Raw genomic sequence first — 21,130 nt, 5'->3', positions numbered from 1 at the left:
GACTCTCCTTTTTTATGTATTACATCTTTTTATCATGAATCTCTTTTGTAATATTATCTACATCTTTGTCTAATCGATCTAAATAGAAAAACCACAGTAAACTTATGAACACGTAATAGATGGCCATCACGCCGAGATTATCAGATATATTTTCAAATGTAGATTTAGTAGTGAAAAAAGCTCCCCAAATGGTAGAAATAGTGAGGTAAGAAAGAGGACCTACGATGTGTACGAAAGCATACAGTACCTTTTTAACTTTTACAGCGTTCATATGAAAAACCTCTTTTTTCTAATCATACATTCAAGTTCCTCACAAAAGTGTTGCAGTTTTGCTGGATTATGTATTAACGAGCGGGCATCGTGTTTCCCGATAAATCTTCGAATCCGAAAGTTTAATAAGAAAGACCGGCCGTAACGCTCTATTAAATCGTTGAACTCTCGTTGCTCACTGAGTAGCTGAATGTTTTCTCTAATTTCAAACTGTCTTTCGTGTGGATTACCTAGTAAAATATTTAGAATCATTTGTAGAAGTAGCAATGGGAATCTCCTCCTATGTTAGAATAATCTGTATATTGTAATTATAACAAAACTATAAGGACAATAGTAGGGTGAAACAAAAAACAGGAGTTTGTAGGCTCCTGTTTTTGTCGATACTATTTTAATAAGCGAAACGCCTTCTCTGTATTAGCAAAATGCAGTTTCACAAACTCAGGTAATCGCTCTTTACCAAGTTTTTGAATTAATTTAGCAGCGGCGATATCAACTTGTTTACCAGCACCCTTTGGAAGCGGCATACCAGCTTTTTTACTTAGTTCGTCAAACTGTTTTACGAATGAGTAACGAGCTAAAATGGAAGCAGCGGCTACTGCTAAATGGACGCTTTCGCCTTTCGTCGCAAAATAAACATTTTCACGCTGTACCTGTTTTTGTTTTGCTAAATATTTGTAGTATGTATCAGGTTGTGTAAATTGGTCGATTAAGACGCCTTCAGGTTTTGTAGGTGCAATTTTAGCTAATAAGTTTGTAATAGCTTTATTGTGTAGTAAAGCTTTTAACTTACCTTGGTTGTTTCCTTTATCAAATAGCTCGTTATATTTTTCGTTATGAAGGACGAGAGAGCTGTAAGGGACAACGTGAAGAAGTTGTTTCGCAATGGCAGTAATTTGTTCGTCATTTAAGTTTTTAGAGTCTTTTACACCAAGCTCTTTTAGTAGTGGGATTTGCTTCGCATCCACATATACAGCAACTACTGTCATCGGTCCGAAGAAATCACCAGTACCCACTTCATCTGACCCTACGATTGACATTGTACCGATAGAAGCAGGCGGTGCATAACGGTGTGAATCGACAGATTTTTTTACAGCTGTTTTTGGAGTTTGGGAGACAGTTTGCCAACGGGCAGCTTCTGCTTCAGCACGTCCACCTTGGAACATTACTTTTCCGGATTTATACGCTGTAATGGTGCACGATGGCACTTTTGCCATGAAGATTCCGCCTTGCGGAGTTTTCGGGCTAAGCGAATGTTTATATTGTTGTTTCATGTCTTCAATTACTGTAGAACTTGTTTGAATTACGATAGAATTTGACATAATGGTCGCCCCTTTTTTTATATTGTTATTTTTATCATATCGGATTGTTCTTTCTGTTTCCATATTATGAAGGTTCATGGTATGATAAACTTTAGGATTCTGTACGTGATTGGAGGCCGGTGAGTTGTCACAACAAAAGGGAAAGAAAAGTCGAATTAATGTAGAAATCTATGGTCAGCAATATTCAGTTGTTGGCGATGAAAGTACAAGTCATATCCGCATGGTAGCAGCGATTGTGGATGATAAAATGCGCGAACTCAATGCCAAGAATCCTTCGCTTGACACGAGTAGACTAGCGGTATTGACGGCGGTAAACGTCATACACGATTACATAAAATTAAAAGAAGAACATGAGAAATTGAAAGAAAGTATGACAAAAAAAGGAATGGAATAACATGATTGATATTATTATCATTTTACTGCTTGTTATGGGATTTTTCCTCGGCTTACGCAGAGGGTTCATCTTGCAACTTGTAAAGTTAACAAGCTTTATTATCGCATACCTTGTTGCATACTGGTACTGTAAAGATTTAGCGCCAGCACTTGCGAAATTTATTCCGTATCCATTTGATAAAAACGTATCTGTTCCAGAATGGATTGATGCAAATAATATTGAGACAGTATTTTATCAAGCGCTTGCGTTTATCATATTGTTTATTATCACAAAAATTGCACTTTCATTACTTGGTAATTTGTTAAATATGTTTGCAGAAATACCGGTTTTAAAGCAAGTAAATGCGTTTGCGGGGGCAATCCTCGGATTTTTAGAAGTATATATTATTTTGTTTGTCTTAATTATCATTGGGAACATTCTTCCGATTGAACAATTACAAACACCATTACAACAATCATCAATTAGCAAAATAATTGTAGACGATACACCGATTCTCTCTGAAAAGGTGAAGGAACTATGGCAGACAGGTAGCAGAGTATAACTTCTCTTTTTTCGGAAAGAGAAGTTTTTTTCTATGAAAGAAAGGCGGGACAATGATGAAAGTAAATAAAAAACAAGTGATTAAATTATTAGAGACAATCGGGCTTTTTATGGAACTAAAGGGCGCGAATCCATTTAAAATATCGGCGTTTCGTAAAGCGGCAGCAGCATTAGAAAGTGATGATCGTAGTCTTTCTGAGATTGAAGATTTCACGAAGATTCCTGGCATTGGAAAAGGAACAGCAGCAGTTATTCAAGAATATATAGAGTCGGGAACATCTGAAGTATTACAAGAGCTTGAAAAAGAAGTGCCAAGTAGCTTATTACCGTTATTAAAATTACCAGGCCTTGGTGGTAAAAAGGTAGCTAAGTTATATAAAGAACTTGGTGTTGTTGATATGGAATCGCTAAAAGCGGTTTGTGAGGAAAATAAAGTACAAGCTTTAGCTGGTTTCGGTAAGAAGACAGAAGAGAAAATATTAGAAGCAATCGATCAAGTAGGATCTCGTCCAGAGCGTTTACCAATCGCGATGGTATTGCCTATTGCCGGGGAAATAGAGGAGAAATTGTCGAATATTGCTGAGGTAATTCGTTTCTCGCGCGCTGGTAGTTTGCGCCGCGTTCGTGAAACAGTGAAAGATTTAGACTTTATTATTGCAACGACAGAACCAGCTGCAGTACGTGAGCATTTACTACAATTCGATAATATGATTGAAGTAATTGCGAGCGGGGATACGAAAGTTTCTGTTCGTCTTCAATATGAATATGATATTTCGATTGATTTCCGCTTAGTAAAACCAGAAGAGTTTATTACAACTCTTCACCATTTCACAGGATCAAAAGACCATAACGTAAAAATGCGTCAAATCGCAAAAGATAAAGGCGAGAAAATTAGTGAATATGGCGTGGAGAACTTGGAAACAGGTGAAGTGAAAACATTCGAGACGGAAGAAGAATTCTTTGCTCATTTCGGTCTTCCATTTATCCCGCCAGAAGTGCGTGAAGATGGAAAAGAAATTGAATTAATTAAAGAGTATCCAAACTTAATTCAGTTCTCTGACATACAAGGTGATTTACATATGCATACAACATGGAGTGACGGTGCTTTTTCTATTGAAGAGATGGTACAAGCATGCCGTGCTCGTGGATATAAATTTATGGCAATTACGGATCACTCACAATACTTGAAAGTAGCGAACGGTTTAACGAAAGAGCGCCTTCGTGAACAAGCGAAAGAAATTGAACGTATGAACGAAAAGTATCCAGACATTACAATTTTACGCGGAATTGAAATGGACATTTTACCGGATGCTTCGCTTGATTTTGATGATGAAGTATTAGCAGAATTAGATTATGTCATTGGAGCAATTCACTCGAGCTTCTCACAAGACCGTGAAACGATTATGAAACGTCTTCGTGCGGCGCTAGAGAATAAGCATGTCACAATGATTGCTCATCCGACAGGACGTCTTCTTGGACGCCGTGAAGGTTATGATGTAGATACAGACTTATTAATCGAACTCGCAAAAGAAACAAATACAGTTTTAGAATTAAATGCAAATCCAAACCGTCTAGATTTAAGCGCGAAATTATTAAAACAAGCACAAGATGCTGGTGTAAAAGTAGCGATTAATACGGATGCTCATACACTTGAAATGTTAGAAGATATGGAAACAGGTGTAGCGGCAGCGCGTAAAGGTTGGATTCAAAAAGATAACGTGATTAACACGTGGGATATTGAACGTTTATTAGACTATATTAAACGTAATAAGTAACACAAGGGGGACCTGCAACATGTTAGAAAGAACGTTGCGTGTATTAGAATACAATAAAGTAAAAGAACAATTACTTGAACATACAGCATCTTCACTTGGTCGTGACAAAGTGAAGCATTTAGTGCCGAGCACTGATTTTGAAGAAATTGTAGAAATGCAAGATACAACGGATGAAGCAGCGAAAGTCATTCGTTTAAAAGGTAGTGCACCATTAGGTGGTATTACGGATATTCGCTCCAATGTGAAGCGTGCAAAGATTGGAAGTATGTTAAGTCCAAATGAACTACTTGATATTGCGAATACGATGTATGGTAGTCGCAATATGAAACGTTTCATTGAAGATATGGTTGATAATGGTGTCGAGCTTCCCATTTTAGAAACGCATGTTGCTCAAATTGTATCTTTATATGATTTAGAAAAGAAAATTACAAATTGTATCGGTGATGGCGGGGAAGTAGTCGATAGCGCAAGTGATAAACTACGCGGTATTCGTACTCAAATTCGTACTGCGGAAAGCCGTATTCGTGAAAAGTTAGAAAATATGACGCGTTCTTCAAACGCGCAAAAGATGCTGTCTGACTCGATTGTAACGATTCGTAACGAACGTTACGTAATCCCAGTAAAACAAGAATACCGCGGCGTATATGGCGGTATTGTTCACGATCAATCGGCTTCTGGACAAACGTTATTTATTGAACCGCAAGTCATTGTAGAATTAAATAACGCGCTTCAAGAAGCACGTGTGAAAGAAAAACAAGAAATCGAACGCATCTTATTAATGTTAACAGAAGAAGTGGCAGTAGAAGCGGATATCGTTTTATCAAACGTAGAAGTAGTTGCAAATCTTGACTTCATCTTTGCGAAAGCTTTTTATGCGAAGCGTATTAAAGCAACGAAGCCAATCGTAAATAACGAGCGTTATATGGATTTAAGACAGGCACGTCATCCGCTTATTGATCCAGAAGTTATCGTGCCAAATAACATTATGTTAGGGAAAGATTTCACGACAATTGTTATTACGGGACCGAATACAGGTGGTAAAACAGTTACGCTGAAAACAGTTGGTATTTGTGTATTAATGGCGCAATCAGGTCTTCACATTCCAGTAATGGATGAGTCAGAGATTTGTGTATTCAAAAATATCTTTGCTGATATCGGTGATGAGCAATCGATTGAACAAAGTTTAAGTACGTTCTCCTCACATATGGTGAACATTGTTGATATTTTAGAAAAAGCTGATTTTGAAAGCTTAGTTTTATTCGATGAGTTAGGTGCTGGAACAGACCCGCAAGAAGGGGCTGCACTAGCCATTTCCATTTTAGATGAGGTATGTAATCGTGGTGCTCGCGTTGTTGCTACGACGCATTATCCAGAATTAAAAGCATACGGATATAACCGTGAGCAAGTTATTAATGCGAGCGTTGAGTTTGATGTAAACACGTTAAGCCCAACGTATAAATTATTAATCGGTGTACCAGGACGTAGTAATGCCTTTGAAATTTCGAAACGTCTTGGATTATCTGATCGCGTCATTGAACAAGCGCGTAACCACATTAGTACAGATACAAACAAAATTGAAAATATGATTGCGAAGCTAGAAGAAAGTCAAAAGAATGCAGAGCGTGACTGGAACGAAGCAGAAGCGCTTCGCAAGCAATCGGAAAAACTGCATCGCGAATTACAACGTCAAATTATTGAATTTAACGAAGAACGTGATGAACGATTATTAAAAGCGCAAAAAGAAGGGGAAGAAAAAGTCGAAGCTGCAAAGAAAGAAGCAGAAGGCATTATTCAAGAACTTCGTCAATTGCGCAAAGCACAGCTTGCAAACGTGAAAGATCACGAGCTAATTGAAGCGAAGAGCCGTCTAGAAGGCGCAGCGCCAGAGCTTGTAAAGAAACAAAAGGTAAACGTGAAAAACACTGCGCCGAAACAACAGTTGCGCGCAGGTGATGAAGTAAAAGTATTAACGTTCGGTCAAAAAGGTCAATTACTTGAAAAAGTAAGCGATACAGAGTGGAGCGTACAAATCGGTATTCTGAAGATGAAAGTAAAAGAATCCGATATGGAATACATTAACACACCGAAGCAAACAGAGAAAAAAGCAGTTGCAACAGTAAAAGGTAGAGACTATCACGTTTCTTTAGAACTTGACCTTCGTGGAGAACGATTTGAAAATGCAATGGCGCGCGTCGAGAAATATTTAGACGATGCCCAGCTTGCAAGCTATCCTCGCGTATCAATCATTCACGGTAAAGGAACAGGAGCACTTCGCCAAGGTGTACAAGATTACTTGAAGAAGCATCGCGGTGTGAAAACATTCCGTTACGGTGATATGGGCGAGGGAGGCCTAGGCGTAACAGTTGTCGAATTAAAATAGAAAACAACGAAACAAAGGGGAAACCATTATATGTTTATGGACAAACTTGCAAAAGTATTGTTAGCTTGTTGCGGAATATTTTTGGTGATTGGGGTTATTTATTTAGTTGTTTTTGCGAAGTAAACGAGCGTCAATCGTGGCATAATGATATTGCCATAGATTGACGCTTTTAATATATATGAAAAGGAATAAGCTATGAAAATCAACCAATACATAAGCGAAGCAAAATCTTGCTCAAGACGCGAAACAGATTGCCTCATTAAAGCTGGACGCGTGGCGATTAACGGTGAAATATGTACGCACGGTGCACTCGTGGGCGATGGTGATGTTGTAACGATTGATGGGCAGGTTATTGCAAAAGAAGAGAAAGAAAAGGTGTATATCGCATTCCATAAACCAGTTGGCATCACTTGTACAGCAGCTGATCATATTGAGGACAATATTATTGATTATATTAATTACCCTGAGCGTATCTTTCCTGTTGGACGATTAGATAAAGCGTCAGAAGGCCTTATTTTATTAACGAATGACGGTGCGATTGCAAATCAAATTTTACACGGTGATCATGAGCATGAGAAAGAATATGTTGTCACAGTCGATAAACCTTTTACAGATTGGTTTATTGATGAGATGTCCAGCGGTGTAAAGATTAAAGATGGGATGACGAAGCCGTGTAAAGTGACGAGGGTTGATCAGTCTACATTTCGAATCGTTTTAACGCAAGGAATGAACAGACAGATTCGTAGAATGAGTCGAGCTTTCGGGTTTACTGTAACAAAGTTAAAGAGAGAACGCATTATGAATATAGAGCTAGACGATCTTGAAGTAGGAAAATGGCGAAACATTACAGATGGGGAATTAGAAATATTAATAGGGCAGCTATAGGGAGGAAAAATTTTCTCCCTATATTTTTTGTCAGAAAAAATAAAACTATTGATTTTTTAAAAAATAGCCCATATAATAAAAAACAACAAGTTTCGACAAGATATTTTATAAAAGTAATGATGAGGACATGAGTTGTTTTTTACGATTCTCAGAGAGGGAAGCCTTAGGCTGTGAGCTTCCTAATACGAAAAGACAGACTTACCACCTCTAAACTTCAAGAGTGAACTGCATGATGCATTGTAATTCTTGGCGGATAAAACCGTTATCAATTTACACGAGCTATAAAATGAGCTTATTTCGTTATAAATTCATTTTATTAGAATAAGGGTGGAACCACGATTTCAACACTCGTCCCTTTGTTAGGGACGGGTGTTTTTTGCGTTCTTTTACGGGGAAGTATGCTTGAAAGAGGATATGTGACGGATTTTGATTCAGAATATTTTGTTAATTTATAATTATTATGTAGGAGGTTAGTAGAAATGAAATCATCTTTAAAGTTTTCTGAGATGTTTGCAATAAGTTTAATGTTATTTGCACTATTTTTCGGTGCGGGTAATATGATTTTTCCACCAGCATTAGGACAAGGCGCTGGAACAGATGTATGGATCGCACTATTTGGTTTTGTCGTAACAGGCGTTGGATTGCCTTTATTAGGAGTTATCGTTATAGCTTTAAAGGGAGATATTAATGAGCTAGCAGGGCGTGTACACCCTATATTCGCACTAGTTTTTATTACTGCAATTTATTTATGTTTAGGCGTATTCGTAAGTGTGCCGCGTACAGGAACTGTTGCTTATGAAATGAGTGTTGCACCGTTTTTATCAAGTGAAATAGCTGGTCAATCGTATCCACTTGTTATCTTTACATTTATTTTCTTTGCTGTCACTTTCTATTTAGCTTTAAACCCATCAAAATTAGTGGGCCGCATCGGTAAAGTATTAACTCCGATTTTATTAGCTGTTATTGCAATTATTGTAGTGAAAGCACTTATTACACCAATGGGTGAATTTGGTGCACCAACAGAAGCATATAGTGCTCCGCTATTTAAAGGTTTTATTGACGGATATTTAACTTTAGATGGACTTGCAGCACTTGTATTCGGAAATGTTGTAATTCATGCGTTAAAAGAAAAAGGTATTACAAATAAAAATAGCATTGCAAAAGTAACAATTTTTGCAGGATTTATTGCGGCACTTGGTTTACTACTCGTTTACTTGGCGCTTGCTTATCTCGGAGCTTCTAGTGTTTCTCTTGGAATGGGAGCAAACGGAGGGATTATTTTAACAAACGTTGTAAATCATTTATTCGGTAGTTACGGAACTCTATTATTAGGAATCGCAATTACAGCAGCATGTTTAACAACTTCTGTAGGTATTGTTGCAGCTTGCGGAGAATATTTCTCTTCTTTATTACCAAAACTTTCTTATCAAAAGGTTGTTTTCATTTTCTGCGTATTAGCATTTATGGTAGCGAATCTTGGATTAACTCAGTTAAATGCATTAGCATTACCGATTTTAATTGCAATTTACCCAATTGGTATCGTGCTTATTGTATTATCACTTGTTGAAAACTATATTCGTCTTCCTTTAGTCATGTATGTAGGTGGTATTGTAGGAGCATTCATGATTAGTTTCTTTGATGGGTTACACAATGCAAATCTTGAGATTGCAGCATTAACACCAATTTTAAATAAAATTCCATTATATAGTGTAGGGATTGGTTGGTTCGTTCCTGCTCTAGTAGGTATTGTAATTGGATATATTATTTCTTTGTTTCAAAAGCAAGAAGTTGCTGTAGAAAAATAGAGAAAAGAGGCTTTCTATGAAAGAAAGCTTCTTTTTTTGTAGGGAAAGCCATATATAGAGAAATTTAGATATTTAAAATTTTATACGTAATATAGTTGACAAAAAAATTATGAGTAGGCTAAGATTGACTTAGTTGTGGAAATATTGGAAGGAAAGTGAGGAGTGAAAGGTATAAAGTTTTCTATAACAATATTATTTTTGTAGATAGAGGTGATCAAGTAGGAAAATGGATAGTTTTATTTTTTTTGAGATTCATTGAGAATGATAATCAACGAAATAAATAGGGACTTATGTTAAAATAAGAATCGCTCTTTATAAAGAATAGAGAGGGATATTATTTTTAACATGAATTGAGAATGATAATCAATAATATCTGTATTACATAAACAAATTACAATTAAATAAGGATAGAAGATTATTATTTTTTTCTAATATAATGAGAATAATTATCATTTTCAAAAAGTATGGATGAAAGATAAACAAGGAGGAAGTAAGCCAAATGAGAAAGATTTCTGTATTACCCGCTTTTATTATAACGTTCGTATGTATGCTAGCTTTTCTTGTCATGCCATATGGGAAAGTTGCAGCACAACTAGCTGACGGTACTTACGATATTAACTATGTCATTCAAAAAGCGGAAAATGATTCAGCTTCAATGGCAAATGATTATTTTGAAAAACCAGCTAAGCTAGTTGTGAAAAATGGTGAGATGAGAGTGCAAATCCCGATGAATCATAGTGCTTGGATTACAGAATTTAAAGCACCTGAGAACGGGAATTTTGTTGATGCAAAAGTTGTTAGTAAAGATGAATCGGCAGATAAAAGAACAGTAGAGTTTAAAATAGATGATTTATCTAAACCAGCAGCTGCAAAAATTCATGTTGTTGTACCAAACGTAAATTATGACCATAACTACACAATTCGCTTTGCATTTGATGCAAATGTAAAAGCGGTAGGTGGAGAAAACGGCGCGGCTGCTACAACAAAAAACAATGATCAAACGAAAACAGGTACACAAGTCAAAGAAGCGAACAAAGAAACAAATAAAGATACAAAAAATGAAAATGGTAAAGCTGAAAAAACAGATAATCCTAAAACAGGAGATGAAGCACGTATCGGATTATTTGCGGTGTTAATTCTTATTTCAGGTGTTTTCTTAATTCGTAACGTGAAGTTTAGTAAATAAATAAAAAGGAGCGTTATTTCATTGAACAGGTATCTTAAGATCGTTGTTGCTATGTTTTTAATGATATTTACATTCGTATCGACACTACAACCACTTGCAGTTCAAGCAGCTACTCAATTAGCTGACGGTGAATACTCAATCGGTTTTAAAGTTCTTAAAGACGCATCGGATGAAGTATCCATGATGAATGAATACTCTGTAAGTCCAGGAACTTTAAAAGTGAAGGATGGGAAAAAGAAAGTGTCCTTTACATTAAAAAATAGTTCATGGATTACGAAATTTGAAACAGACAAAGCAGGTCAACTTGTTGAGACAAATGTAATTAGTGAAGATAAAGAAAAAGATACAAGAGTAGTAGAATTCGATGTGGAAGATGTAGAGAAGATATTAAAAGCGAAAGTAAAAGTAGATATTGATTTTCTGAACTATCATCATGAATATGATGTTCGTATTGCATTTGATCAAAATAGCATTACACCAATTCATGTAGAAAAACCAGATGAAAAAGAGGACCCAGCTAATAAGCCAGATCCAAAGGAAACTACGGATCCAGGTCAGAAGCCCGACCAAAAGCCTGACCCAGATCAACAACCAAATTCTAACACAATTGCAGATGGAGAGTACAGTATTCCATTTAAAGTGTTAAAAGATAAGACAGATGAAGAATCTAGAATGAATACTTACATGGTAAATCCAGGAGTATTAAAAGTAGAAAACGGTAAGAAAAAAGCATTTGTAACACTAAAAAGTAGCTCATTAATTAAAAATTTCCAAACGGAAAAAAATGGTGCATTTATTGATGCAAAAGTAGTGAGTGAAGTTAAAGAAAAAGATACAAGAGTCGTAGAATTTGAAGTAGACGATGTATCTAAAAAACTAAATGCAAAAGTTTTTATTGAAATGGCATCAAGAAATTATAAACAAACGCATGAGGTACAGCTTTCATTTGATCAAGAAAAACTTGAGCCAATTAAGAACGAAGAAAAGCAACCGGATGAAGATAAAAAGCCAGAAGTAGAAAAACCAGATGGAAACAAGAATCCAGATGCTGACACAATAAAAGATGGTGAATACAGCATCGATTTCAAAGCTTTAAAAGATCAAACAGAAGAAATTTCAATGATGAATACGTATACAAAGAGTCCAGGCGTGTTAAAGGTAAAAAACGGTAAAAAATATGTATCATTCACATTAACGAATAGTGCATGGATTACAAAGTTTGAATTTGAGAAAAATGGTTCGTTTATTGATGCAAGTGTATTAAGTGAAGATAAAAAGGCTGATACACGCGTAGTGGAAGTAGAAGTAAACGATTTATCTAAGAAGTTAAATGCAAAAGTGAAAGTAGATATCGATTCAATGAATTACCATCATTTCTACAATATCCAATTTGCATTTGATAAAGATAGCATTCAGCCAGTAGAAAACCAAGGTGGAAACAATAACCAAGGTGGAAACAACAACGAAGGCGGAAACGAAAACCAAGGTGGAAACAACAACGAAGGTGGAAACGAAAACCAAGGTGGAAACAACAACGAAGGTGGAAACGAAAACCAAGGTGGAAACAACAACGAAGGCGGAAACGAAAACCAAGGTGGAAACAACAACGAAGGCGGAAACAATAACCAAGGTGGGAACAACAACGAAGGCGGAAACGAAAACCAAGGTGGAAACAATAACCAAGGCAATAACACAACCATTGATCCAAAAGCTCTTAAAGATGGTGAATATAGCATTGGTTTTAAAGTTTTAAAAGATCAAACAGAAGAAATTTCAATCATGAACACATATACAAAGAGTCCAGGTGTATTAAAAGTAAAAGATGGTAAGAAGTATGTATCGTTTACATTAACGAATAGTGCGTGGATTACAAAGTTTGAGTATGAAAAAAATGGTTCTTTCGTTGACGCGAAAGCGTTAAGTGAGAACAAAGAAAAAAACACAAAGGTAGTAGAAATAGAAGTAGATGATTTATCAAAAAAATTAAATGCAAAAGTAAAAGTAGATATTGATGCGATGAATTATCACCATTTCTACGATGTTCAATTTGTGTTTGATCAAAATAGTATTAAAGTTTCAGGTAACGAAGATGGAAACAACAACCAAGGTGGAAATGACAACCAGGGCGGAAACGATAGCCAAGGTGGAAATGACAACCAGGGCGGAAACAATAGCCAAGGTGGAAATGAAAACCAAGGTGGAAACAATAACCAAGAAGGAGATAATAAGCCGAAAGTAATCGTTGATCCGAAAAATTTAGTAGATGGTCAATACGATATTCCATTTAAAGTGTTAAAAGACAAAACAAATGAACTTTCAAAGATGCATGACTATACTGTGCATCCAGCAAAATTAATCGTTAAAGATGGTAAAAAGTACATTGAGATGACGCTGAAAAATAGTGCGTGGATTACGAAATTCCAAACAGAAAACAATGGTCTATTTGCTGATGCGAAAATAGTGAGCGAAGATAAAAATGCAAATACGAGAGTAGTGCAATTTGAAGTAAGTGATTTATTTGCAAAATTAAATGCAAAAGTAAAAGTAGATATTAACGAAATGAACTACCATCATTTCTACGATGTACAAATCCAATTTGATACAAATAATATTGGTGCGTTAGGAACGATTAAAGAGGATCCAAAAAAAGATCCGAAGAATGATCCGAAAAATCCAGTAACTACACCGAAAGTAGATAATGTAAAAACAGTAGGAACTCCTGATTTTAACCGAAATGCAGATGGTAAAAAGAAAAGCGAAGCTACAAATAATGATGCGAAAAAAGAGAAAAACTCAAAAACTGCAGATACAGCACAGCTTGGTTTATACATGGTGCTACTGCTTGGGTCACTCGCTTTACTAGTTCGTAAATATAGAGCTGGTAGATTGTAATTTTGGGAGTCTTGATGCGTTTTCGGGCGCATCAAGACTTGTTTCATATTGTTTGGAAAGGAGTGGTGATTAAGAGTGAAGAAAATTGCAAGTGTACTAATGGCTATCATTTTATTAGTGAGTATAGCTGGTTGCTCCCCACAAAAAAAAGAAACAGCGAAGCCGGCAAAGAGTGAAAATAAAGAGAGGGTTGTTGCAACGACCGTCGCTGTTACTGAAATTATGGATGCGTTAGAAGTAGATTTAGTTGGTGTGCCAACGAGTACGAAAGATTTACCAAAAAGATATAAAGGTTTAGCTGAAGTCGGGAATCCGATGAGCCCTGATATGGAAAAAGTAAAGTCGTTAAAGCCGTCAGAAGTATTATCCGTGACAACACTTGAATATGAATTAAAGCCGGTGTTTGACGGTGTAGGTATGAAAGCAAATTTTGTGGACTTAACTAGTTTAAAAAATATGCAAAATTCCATTAGTAATTTAGGTAAGCAATATGGACGCGAAAAGCAGGCTGAAGCAGTTGTAACGAAGTTAGATAAAAAGGTTGCTAGCATTCAAAAAGAAGTAAAAGGAAAGAAAGAACCGACAGTGCTTATTTTATTAGGTGTACCAGGGAGCTATTTAGTAGCAACTGAGCATTCCTATATTGGTGATTTAGTGAAACAATTAGGTGGTAAAAACATTGTACAAGGTGAGAAAGTAGAGTATTTAGCCTCTAATACAGAGTATTTAAAGAAAGCTGATCCAGATATTATTTTACGAGCAGCACATGGTATGCCTGATGAAGTTGTAAAAATGTTTGATAAAGAATTTAAAACAAATGATATTTGGAAACACTTCGCTGCAGTTAAGAATAACCGTGTTTACGATTTAGAAGAGCGTTTATTTGGAACGACGGGAAATTTAGAGGCAATGGAAGCGTTAGATGAATTGAAGAAAATGATGTATCCGTGATGCATTTTCATATAAAGGAAGAGTGGAATGAATAAAAAAACTTGGAGTTTCTTCATTGTTACTGTATTACTTATTGTTATGACATCATTGTCAGCAATGAAAGGGAGTTTAGAAATAGGGATAGTAGACCTTGTACAAGGAATATTTACAGGGGCTAATGAAGATGTGGAAGTGATTAAAGATTTACGTTTCCCGCGTATTATTATTGCGCTGTTCACTGGGGCGGCTCTTGCAGTTTCAGGTGTGCTTTTTCAAGCTGTTATGAAAAATCCACTCGCTGATGCTGGAGTGATCGGTATATCTTCAGGAGCAAGTTTTATGACACTTGTTATTATTACGTTATTCCCGCAATTCTTTTTCTGGACACCAGTATTTGCCTTTTTAGGTGGTGCATTTGCATGTTATCTCGTTTATGCCTTTTCATGGAAGTCAGGGTTAAGTCCACTTCGCATTATTTTAGTTGGTATAGCTATTAATGCGATGTTCACTGGATTAAATGAATCGTTCATTACGATTTGTGGATATTTCATAAAGAGTATTAAGCAAACGACGACTTCTAATATAACGATGAAGACGTGGGGTGATGTAGAAATAATGGTTACGTATGGAACAATTGGTCTTATTCTTGCTCTGTTTGTAGGAGCTTGGTGTAACTTATTATCACTACAAGATAAGACTGCGAAAAACTTAGGCTTGCACGTGACGAGAGTTCGTCTTATTATCTCTGCTATTGCAGTACTTTTAGCGGCAGTATCAACAGCGATTGCAGGTGTTATTGCTTTTGTAGGATTACTTGTTCCGCACATTTCGAGACAACTAGTTGGTTCAGACCATAAAGTGTTGATTCCATTTTCTGCACTTGCAGGAGCGTTATTAATTTTGACGGCGGATACGATTGGAAGGTTAATTGTGCCACCTAACGAAATTCCAGCGGCGACGATTATGGCAGTTATTGGTGGCCCATTCTTAATATTCTTGCTTAGAAAGAGTGATAAAGTTCATGGAAATTAAAAATGTAACCTTTTCATACGATAATGTAACAAATCGTTTAAAGTCTGTTAGTAGTGAAATAGAAATTGGGAAAATTACAACAATCATTGGTCCGAATGGTTGCGGGAAATCAACATTACTTGGTGTTATGTCTAGAAATCATGCTCCTAATAGTGGGGAAGTAATACTTGATGGAAAGGCGATTAGTGAGTATAAACCGAAAGAGTTTGCTAGAAAATTAGCTGTTGTCCATCAACAAAATGAGGCGCCAGCAGATATTACAGTGGAAAAACTAATAAGCTTTGGACGTATGCCATATAAAAATATTTTTTCTTCGCAAACTAATGAAGATAGAGAAGCAATTGAGCGTGCACTAACATGTACGAATTTGCAAAGTAAGCGTGAAAAGCCAATTCATGCTTTATCGGGCGGAGAGAGACAGCGAGTTTGGATTGCGATGACATTAGCTCAAAGTACACCAATGCTTTTCTTAGATGAACCGACAACATATTTAGATATTTATTATCAGCTAGAAATATTAGAGTTAGTGAAAGAATTAAATGAAGTGTATGGATTAACGATTGTGATGGTACTACATGATATTAATCAAGCCATTCGTTATAGTGATCATATTATCGTTATGAAAGATGGGGAAATTGTTACGAAAGGTAATCCTAATGAGGTAATAACAGAAGAAATGGTTAAAGCAATATATGGTGTAGATGTCGTTGTGAAACAAGACGAAGATACAGGGTTATACATGGTACCAATGGGAATTTAAAGGCTGGGCATAATCCGTTTTGAGGTGATAATTTGAATAGTAAGAAAGAACGGAAAAAGAATTCTTTTTTTCAACGAATACTTACAATTGTATTTTTAGGAATCTTTTTCTATTCAATGTATGAATTGGGTGGGATTTTCATGGATTATTATGAAAATCGTAAAGTAATGGCTGAAGCGCAACATATTTATAAGAGAAGTCCAATGGAAGAAAAATCAGAAGATGGGGAAGTACGTAAACAGTTTCAAGCTCTCCAAAAAATTAATCCAGAAATAGTGGGATGGATTACGATGGATGATACACAAATCAATTATCCAATCGTTCAAGCGAAGGATAATGATTACTATTTATTTCGTAATTATAAAGGCGAGGATATGAGAGCGGGAAGTATTTTTATGGATTATCGTAATGATGTGAAATCTCAAAACCGAAATACTATTTTATATGGTCATCGTATGAAGGACGGTTCTATGTTTGGAAGTTTAAAAAAGATGTTGGATGAAGATTTCTTCATGTCCCATCGTAAATTGTATTACGATACATTATTTGAAGGATACGACGTTGAAGTTTTTTCAGTATATACGACAACGACGGACTTTTATTACATTGAAACGGATTTTGAAAGCGATGCAGCGTATACAGCGTTCTTAAAGCAAATTCAAGATAAATCCCTTTACAAAACGGATACGAAATTGACGGCTAATGATGAAATTATAACACTTTCTACATGTGACTATGCACTTGATCCAGAAGCAGGAAGATTAGTCGTACATGCGAAACTAGTAAAAAGACAGTAAATAAAAAAGTATAGAATATGAGAAGTGGTAACGCTTCTCATATTCTATACTTTTAAAAAACAGTTTTTACTGTGCTGCAGCCATTGGCATACGTACAACTTTCACATCATAGTAAGAGATTTTATTATCGAGAATATAATCTGGCATTCCGCCTTGATGTGAGTGAGCTGCTTTAAATGCTGGGCTCTTTGTCCAACCTTGGAAATCTTCTTTTGCATTCCAGCGCGTGCTAATTGTTACCTCGTCATAATCAACTGTATTTTGCGTTAGAAGAACTTCTAATCCTAAAAATCCTGGCATTGTTTCGACTTGACCTACTTTATTAAAACGATCAATTAATTTATGTCCATTTCCCTTTGTGATTTTAGCTGTATTTGTAACAATAATCATGTTTATTCCTCCTATAAGTTGTAGACTTTATTTTCGAGAACTCATATACATTAAATGATAATGAAAATCATTATCATTGTCAATGGTAAATATGAAATATATAAGTATTTTTTCTATTATGTTGGACAGTAAGATTTCCATTTCAAAATGTAGTAAATAGGTGGCGGTTAAGCGAGAGAATGAGTGAGTTGTACTAGCAAAGCAATAATATGGTATAGTGAAACGAGGCTGTTTTTTCAGTCTCGTTTTTCAAATGCTTCCTATAGAGAAAGCATGCAAATGGAAAGGAAGTTTTTATATGCGATCAGAAGTAACTGTAAAAATAAAACCGAAATTTATAAAAGAAATTAAAAGTGGATATCCGCTTATTTTAAAAGATGCGATTCAAAATTTAAATGATGTTCAGGAAGAAGGAACAATCATTAAAGTGGTAGATGAGAAGAACCACTTTGTCGGAAAAGGTTATTATGGAAAACAAAATAAAGGATACGGCTGGATTTTAACGAGAAAAGAGAGTGAACAAATTAATCAATCTTTCTTTGAAAGTAAAATAAAATCTGCCTTACATAAACGAAAGCAATTTTACAAATCAAGTGATACGACAGCATTCCGCGCCCTAAACGGTGAGGGTGATGGGCTTGGAGGCTTAATCATCGATTATTATGACGGCTATTATGTAGTAAGTTGGTATAGCGAAGGGATTTATACTTTCAGAGATGAGATTATAGCAGCTCTTCAAAAAGTAGCAAATTTTAAAGGTATTTATGAGAAGAAGCGCTTTGATACGAAAGGAAAATACATTGAAGGCGATGATTTTGTAGCAGGAGAGCGCGGTGAGTTCCCGCTTATCGTAAAAGAGAATGGTGTGAACTTTGCTGTTTATTTAAATGACGGAGCGATGGTTGGGGTATTTTTAGATCAGCGTAACGTGCGAAAACAAATTCGTGATAAGTATGCGAAGGGAAGAACAGTGTTAAATATGTTCTCTTATACAGGTGCCTTTTCTGTATTTGCAGCGCTTGGTGGAGCGAGCAAAACGACGAGTGTCGACCTTGCAAATCGTAGTTTAAGTAAAACGATTGAGCAGTTCAGTGTAAATGAAGTTGATTATGAAGCGCAAGATATCATTGTAGAAGATGTATTTCTTTACTTCAAATATGCAGCGAAGAAAAAAATGAAATTTGATATGGTCGTACTTGACCCTCCAAGCTTTGCGCGTTCAAAAAAATATACATTTAGTGCAGCGAAAGATTATAAAAACTTATTAAAAGAAACAATTGCCATTACAGAAAATAACGGGATTATCGTTGCTTCAACAAATTGTAGCGCATTCGATATGAAAAAGTTTAAAGGCTTTATCGATACAGCATTTAAAGAAATGAATGGCAAATATAAAATATTAGAAGAACATTCTTTACCAGAAGATTTCCGTACAATCGATCAATTTAAAGAAGGAGACTATTTAAAAGTAGTTTTCATTGAGAAAATTAAAGGGTAATAAAGAAAAAGGAGCTCGAGTTTAGTTGAGCTCCTTTTCTTATTGAACGATATTTTGTACTCTGCCGACTTGCCCGTCCTGCAAGCGCACTTTAATGCCATGCGGATGAGAAGGGGAGTTCGTTAAAATATCTTTTACAATGCCACGTGTTAATTTGCCAGTTCGTTGATTTTGTTTTAATACAATATCAACTTCAAGGCCGGGTACGATATTAGAACGTTTTTGTCCGTTCATTTATACACCTGTACGTCTACGTTGGTTGTTTGTTTTCTTTGTTTGTTGGTTTTGTAGTTTTTTTGTTTCTTGGCTTTGGTTTTTTGTATTTTGACCATTACCGTTACCTTGCTTTTTCTTTGCAAGTTGTTCACGCATTAAATCAGCTAAGCTTACTTTTTTGTTTTCTGACATGATAAGTCTCCTTTATATAAAGTTAATTATGAACTATCGTAGTAAATTTCATCATATCATTGTTATGGAAGGAAGGGAAGTTGGTTTGAAAATTCATATAATTGTTTCCAGTCTGTAGTAGTTACGATACAATTAAAATGTTAATGTTTGTAAAAAAGGGGATAGATATATGTCACATCATATTTTATTAGTGGAAGATGATATTTCAATTCAAGAGATGGTGCAGAAGTATTTAATAAAAGAGGGCTTTCAAGTTACAATCGCGTCTGATGGAGAGGAAGGCGTGAACACATATTTACAAGGTTCATTTGATTTGATTATCCTCGACATTATGATGCCAAAGTTAGATGGCTTAGAGGTTGTACGAATCATTCGAGAAAAAAGTGCAGTACCGATTTTAATGATGTCGGCAAAAGATACAGATGTTGATAAAGCTGTTGGATTAGGACTAGGAGCAGATGATTACATTTGTAAGCCGTTTTCTATGATTGAATTGGCGGCGCGTGTAAAAGCGGGTATTCGGAGGTCTACGAAATATTCAGCTACAGAAACAACAGAAAAGATGATTCAAATTGGCGATTTAACAATCGATCCAATTAATTTTACTGTGGAAAAAAACGGGAAGCCTCTCAAACTTACTTTAAAAGAATTTGAGATTTTAAAACTGTTTGTAAAGAATCAAAATCGTGTATTTACGAAAGCACAAATATATACGCTAATTTGGAACGAAGAGTATTACGGTGACGATAACGTTATTAATGTTCATATGAGAAGATTGCGTGAGAAAATCGAAAGTGATCCATCTAATCCAGAATACATTAAAACGTTATGGGGTATCGGTTACAAGCTGGACGTGATGTAATATGGTCAATTTGTTAATAGGTATTATTTTTATATTGTTATGTGTCATTTATCTACAATATAAAATGAGGAAAAATAATAGCAAAAATTTGCGATACACATATGAAAAATTAGAAAGTATTGTTAATGAAAAAACAGGCGAGAAGTTACTCGTTATGACAGATGATCTAGAATTGCAAAAGTTGTTAGTGGCAATTAATCAATTGTTAGATGCGAAACAGAAAACGAATGCTGATCATGCGAAAGTAGAAATTTCGATGAGAAAAATGCTTTCAAATATTTCACATGACTTGAAAACACCACTAACAGTTATTCTTGGATATACAGAAATGTTAAATAAGGATAAAACGATAAACGAAGAAGAACAACAAATATTACTTGAAAAGGTGCATGTGAAAACATTAGAAGTAATGGAACTGATTCATAAGTTTTTTGATTTAGCAAAACTAGAATCTGGTGACAAGGCAATCGAGATGACAAAAGTAAATATGAATGAAGTTTGCCGTGAGAAAATTTTATCTTTTTATGATTTAGTGACGACGAAAGGTTTTCATGTTCATATTAATATACCAGAAAAAAATATATATGCACTTGGAAATGTAGAAGTATTAGGTAGAGTATTGAATAATTTAATATCAAATGCAATTACATATGGAGATGATGGAAAGACGCTCGGTATGACGTTAAGAGATGATGAAACGAATGTGTATATAGATGTATGGGATACAGGAAAAGGAATTGATGAATCTCATATTGATAAAGTGTTTGAGCGTATGTACACACTTGAAGATTCCAGAAATAGATTGTACCAAGGAAGCGGTCTAGGTTTAACGATTACGAAAAGGCTTGTAGAAGCGATGGACGGAGAAATACATCTTTTTAGTAAGCCGTATGAAAAAACAATTTTTACAATTGTATTAACAAAGATGCAGTTTTAGCTTGTAGAGAAATAGATTCTACAAGCTTTTTTTCAGCGTAAGGAATTTGTAAGGAACGGGTAAGAAAAAA

The 21,130-nt window shown here is 35.5% G+C and carries 21 protein-coding genes and 1 other annotated feature; of the genes, 15 read left to right on the top strand and 6 right to left on the bottom strand.

The features are described from left to right. Window positions 1–19: 19 nt before the first annotated feature. The 3 genes from ACTFRN_RS09770 to rnhC form a co-directional block, all read right to left on the bottom strand. Window positions 20–271, bottom strand: a complete 252-nt coding sequence (locus ACTFRN_RS09770; protein ID WP_000994755.1) for a hypothetical protein — start codon at window positions 269–271, stop codon at window positions 20–22. Then, window positions 268–537, bottom strand: coding sequence for a hypothetical protein (locus ACTFRN_RS09765; protein ID WP_014893491.1), 270 nt, complete (start codon window positions 535–537; stop codon window positions 268–270). Before ACTFRN_RS09765 ends, ACTFRN_RS09770 begins: the two co-directional genes overlap by 4 nt. A 116-nt stretch (window positions 538–653) precedes the next feature. After that, window positions 654–1,589 (bottom strand): ribonuclease HIII, encoded by a 936-nt coding sequence (gene rnhC, locus ACTFRN_RS09760; protein ID WP_000071611.1) that lies wholly within the window; start codon window positions 1,587–1,589, stop codon window positions 654–656. A gap of 124 nt (window positions 1,590–1,713) precedes the next feature. Between rnhC and zapA the strand changes: the two genes are divergently transcribed. The 12 genes from zapA to srtB all read left to right on the top strand — a co-directional run bounded on the left by zapA (window position 1,714) and on the right by srtB (window position 16,965). Continuing rightward, window positions 1,714–1,983, top strand: a complete 270-nt coding sequence (zapA, locus tag ACTFRN_RS09755) for a cell division protein ZapA (protein WP_000082701.1) — start codon at window positions 1,714–1,716, stop codon at window positions 1,981–1,983. Between the two features lies 1 nt (window position 1,984). Next, window positions 1,985–2,524 (top strand): CvpA family protein, encoded by a 540-nt coding sequence (locus tag ACTFRN_RS09750; protein ID WP_000565408.1) that lies wholly within the window; start codon window positions 1,985–1,987, stop codon window positions 2,522–2,524. A 55-nt stretch (window positions 2,525–2,579) separates the two neighbouring features. After that, window positions 2,580–4,298 (top strand): DNA polymerase/3'-5' exonuclease PolX, encoded by a 1,719-nt coding sequence (gene polX / locus ACTFRN_RS09745; RefSeq protein ID WP_000867537.1) that lies wholly within the window; start codon window positions 2,580–2,582, stop codon window positions 4,296–4,298. A gap of 19 nt (window positions 4,299–4,317) precedes the next feature. Next, window positions 4,318–6,678 (top strand): endonuclease MutS2, encoded by a 2,361-nt coding sequence (locus ACTFRN_RS09740; protein WP_000893733.1) that lies wholly within the window; start codon window positions 4,318–4,320, stop codon window positions 6,676–6,678. Between the two features lie 195 nt (window positions 6,679–6,873). After that, window positions 6,874–7,563 carry a 23S rRNA pseudouridine(2604) synthase RluF gene (locus ACTFRN_RS09735; protein WP_000700717.1) on the top strand — a complete coding sequence of 230 codons (690 nt, stop codon included), beginning with the start codon at window positions 6,874–6,876 and terminating at the stop codon, window positions 7,561–7,563. 107 nt (window positions 7,564–7,670) lie between these two features. Beyond that, window positions 7,671–7,922 (top strand) — a binding site (T-box leader). 120 nt (window positions 7,923–8,042) lie between these two features. Then, a complete protein-coding gene (gene brnQ6, locus ACTFRN_RS09730; RefSeq protein WP_000842668.1) occupies window positions 8,043–9,368 on the top strand; it encodes a branched-chain amino acid transport system II carrier protein BrnQ6 in 1,326 nt (441 codons plus the stop codon). A 499-nt stretch (window positions 9,369–9,867) separates the two neighbouring features. After that, window positions 9,868–10,554, top strand: a complete 687-nt coding sequence (gene isdC, locus ACTFRN_RS09725; protein WP_001226897.1) for a heme uptake protein IsdC — start codon at window positions 9,868–9,870, stop codon at window positions 10,552–10,554. A gap of 21 nt (window positions 10,555–10,575) precedes the next feature. Continuing rightward, on the top strand, window positions 10,576–13,446 hold the full coding sequence (locus tag ACTFRN_RS09720; protein ID WP_100632356.1) for an NEAT domain-containing protein: 2,871 nt from the start codon (window positions 10,576–10,578) through the stop codon (window positions 13,444–13,446). Window positions 13,447–13,521: 75 nt separating this feature from the next. After that, entirely contained in the window at window positions 13,522–14,397 is an 876-nt protein-coding gene (gene isdE / locus ACTFRN_RS09715) for a heme ABC transporter substrate-binding protein IsdE (RefSeq protein ID WP_074568225.1), read from the top strand. A gap of 27 nt (window positions 14,398–14,424) precedes the next feature. After that, the gene (locus ACTFRN_RS09710; RefSeq protein WP_001036817.1) at window positions 14,425–15,408 is read left to right on the top strand and encodes a FecCD family ABC transporter permease; all 984 of its coding nucleotides are present in this window, start codon (window positions 14,425–14,427) and stop codon (window positions 15,406–15,408) included. After that, window positions 15,398–16,168, top strand: a complete 771-nt coding sequence (locus tag ACTFRN_RS09705; protein ID WP_000403751.1) for an ABC transporter ATP-binding protein — start codon at window positions 15,398–15,400, stop codon at window positions 16,166–16,168. Before ACTFRN_RS09710 ends, ACTFRN_RS09705 begins: the two co-directional genes overlap by 11 nt. A 32-nt stretch (window positions 16,169–16,200) precedes the next feature. Next, on the top strand, window positions 16,201–16,965 hold the full coding sequence (gene srtB / locus ACTFRN_RS09700; protein ID WP_001086113.1) for a class B sortase: 765 nt from the start codon (window positions 16,201–16,203) through the stop codon (window positions 16,963–16,965). 66 nt (window positions 16,966–17,031) lie between these two features. Here the strand turns inward: srtB and isdG are convergent, their stop codons facing one another. Then, the gene (gene isdG / locus ACTFRN_RS09695; protein ID WP_000587815.1) at window positions 17,032–17,355 is read right to left on the bottom strand and encodes a heme oxygenase; all 324 of its coding nucleotides are present in this window, start codon (window positions 17,353–17,355) and stop codon (window positions 17,032–17,034) included. A 298-nt stretch (window positions 17,356–17,653) separates the two neighbouring features. Between isdG and ACTFRN_RS09690 the strand changes: the two genes are divergently transcribed. Further along, entirely contained in the window at window positions 17,654–18,853 is a 1,200-nt protein-coding gene (locus tag ACTFRN_RS09690) for a class I SAM-dependent rRNA methyltransferase (RefSeq protein WP_001255958.1), read from the top strand. Window positions 18,854–18,892: 39 nt separating this feature from the next. On the opposite strand, the gene ACTFRN_RS09685 is transcribed toward ACTFRN_RS09690, so the two are convergent. Further along, window positions 18,893–19,087: a YwbE family protein gene (locus ACTFRN_RS09685; RefSeq protein WP_001014318.1), complete on the bottom strand. Its 195-nt coding sequence runs from the start codon at window positions 19,085–19,087 to the stop codon at window positions 18,893–18,895. Beyond that, window positions 19,088–19,261: a hypothetical protein gene (locus ACTFRN_RS09680; RefSeq protein WP_001293581.1), complete on the bottom strand. Its 174-nt coding sequence runs from the start codon at window positions 19,259–19,261 to the stop codon at window positions 19,088–19,090. A 169-nt stretch (window positions 19,262–19,430) separates the two neighbouring features. Here ACTFRN_RS09680 and ACTFRN_RS09675 point away from each other — a divergent pair, with 169 nt between their 5' ends. Together ACTFRN_RS09675 and ACTFRN_RS09670 are read left to right on the top strand one after the other, a co-directional pair. Then, window positions 19,431–20,123, top strand: a complete 693-nt coding sequence (locus ACTFRN_RS09675) for a response regulator transcription factor (RefSeq protein ID WP_000018053.1) — start codon at window positions 19,431–19,433, stop codon at window positions 20,121–20,123. Window position 20,124: 1 nt separating this feature from the next. Continuing rightward, window positions 20,125–21,060: a HAMP domain-containing histidine kinase gene (locus ACTFRN_RS09670; protein WP_014893492.1), complete on the top strand. Its 936-nt coding sequence runs from the start codon at window positions 20,125–20,127 to the stop codon at window positions 21,058–21,060. The last annotated feature ends 70 nt before the right edge of the window (window positions 21,061–21,130 follow it).

This window comes from Bacillus cereus group sp. MYBK245-2 (assembly GCF_051916145.1).
Classification (GTDB): domain Bacteria; phylum Bacillota; class Bacilli; order Bacillales; family Bacillaceae_G; genus Bacillus_A; species Bacillus_A pacificus.
This window is presented reverse-complemented; position numbering and strand designations above follow the sequence as displayed.

Excerpts from the sequence above, each read along its gene's own strand:
- rnhC (WP_000071611.1), bottom strand. The coding sequence starts at position 1,589 with ATGTCAAATTCTATCGTAATTCAAACAAGTTCTACAGTAATTGAAGAC.
- ACTFRN_RS09680 (WP_001293581.1), bottom strand. The coding sequence starts at position 19,261 with ATGTCAGAAAACAAAAAAGTAAGCTTAGCTGATTTAATGCGTGAACAA.
- ACTFRN_RS09735 (WP_000700717.1), top strand. The coding sequence starts at position 6,874 with ATGAAAATCAACCAATACATAAGCGAAGCAAAATCTTGCTCAAGACGC.
- ACTFRN_RS09670 (WP_014893492.1), top strand. The coding sequence starts at position 20,125 with ATGGTCAATTTGTTAATAGGTATTATTTTTATATTGTTATGTGTCATT.
- isdC (WP_001226897.1), top strand. The coding sequence starts at position 9,868 with ATGAGAAAGATTTCTGTATTACCCGCTTTTATTATAACGTTCGTATGT.
- polX (WP_000867537.1), top strand. The coding sequence starts at position 2,580 with ATGAAAGTAAATAAAAAACAAGTGATTAAATTATTAGAGACAATCGGG.
- ACTFRN_RS09710 (WP_001036817.1), top strand. The coding sequence starts at position 14,425 with ATGAATAAAAAAACTTGGAGTTTCTTCATTGTTACTGTATTACTTATT.
- ACTFRN_RS09685 (WP_001014318.1), bottom strand. The coding sequence starts at position 19,087 with ATGAACGGACAAAAACGTTCTAATATCGTACCCGGCCTTGAAGTTGAT.
- ACTFRN_RS09690 (WP_001255958.1), top strand. The coding sequence starts at position 17,654 with ATGCGATCAGAAGTAACTGTAAAAATAAAACCGAAATTTATAAAAGAA.
- isdG (WP_000587815.1), bottom strand. The coding sequence starts at position 17,355 with ATGATTATTGTTACAAATACAGCTAAAATCACAAAGGGAAATGGACAT.
- ACTFRN_RS09705 (WP_000403751.1), top strand. The coding sequence starts at position 15,398 with ATGGAAATTAAAAATGTAACCTTTTCATACGATAATGTAACAAATCGT.
- brnQ6 (WP_000842668.1), top strand. The coding sequence starts at position 8,043 with ATGAAATCATCTTTAAAGTTTTCTGAGATGTTTGCAATAAGTTTAATG.
- ACTFRN_RS09770 (WP_000994755.1), bottom strand. The coding sequence starts at position 271 with ATGAACGCTGTAAAAGTTAAAAAGGTACTGTATGCTTTCGTACACATC.
- ACTFRN_RS09740 (WP_000893733.1), top strand. The coding sequence starts at position 4,318 with ATGTTAGAAAGAACGTTGCGTGTATTAGAATACAATAAAGTAAAAGAA.
- ACTFRN_RS09675 (WP_000018053.1), top strand. The coding sequence starts at position 19,431 with ATGTCACATCATATTTTATTAGTGGAAGATGATATTTCAATTCAAGAG.
- ACTFRN_RS09750 (WP_000565408.1), top strand. The coding sequence starts at position 1,985 with ATGATTGATATTATTATCATTTTACTGCTTGTTATGGGATTTTTCCTC.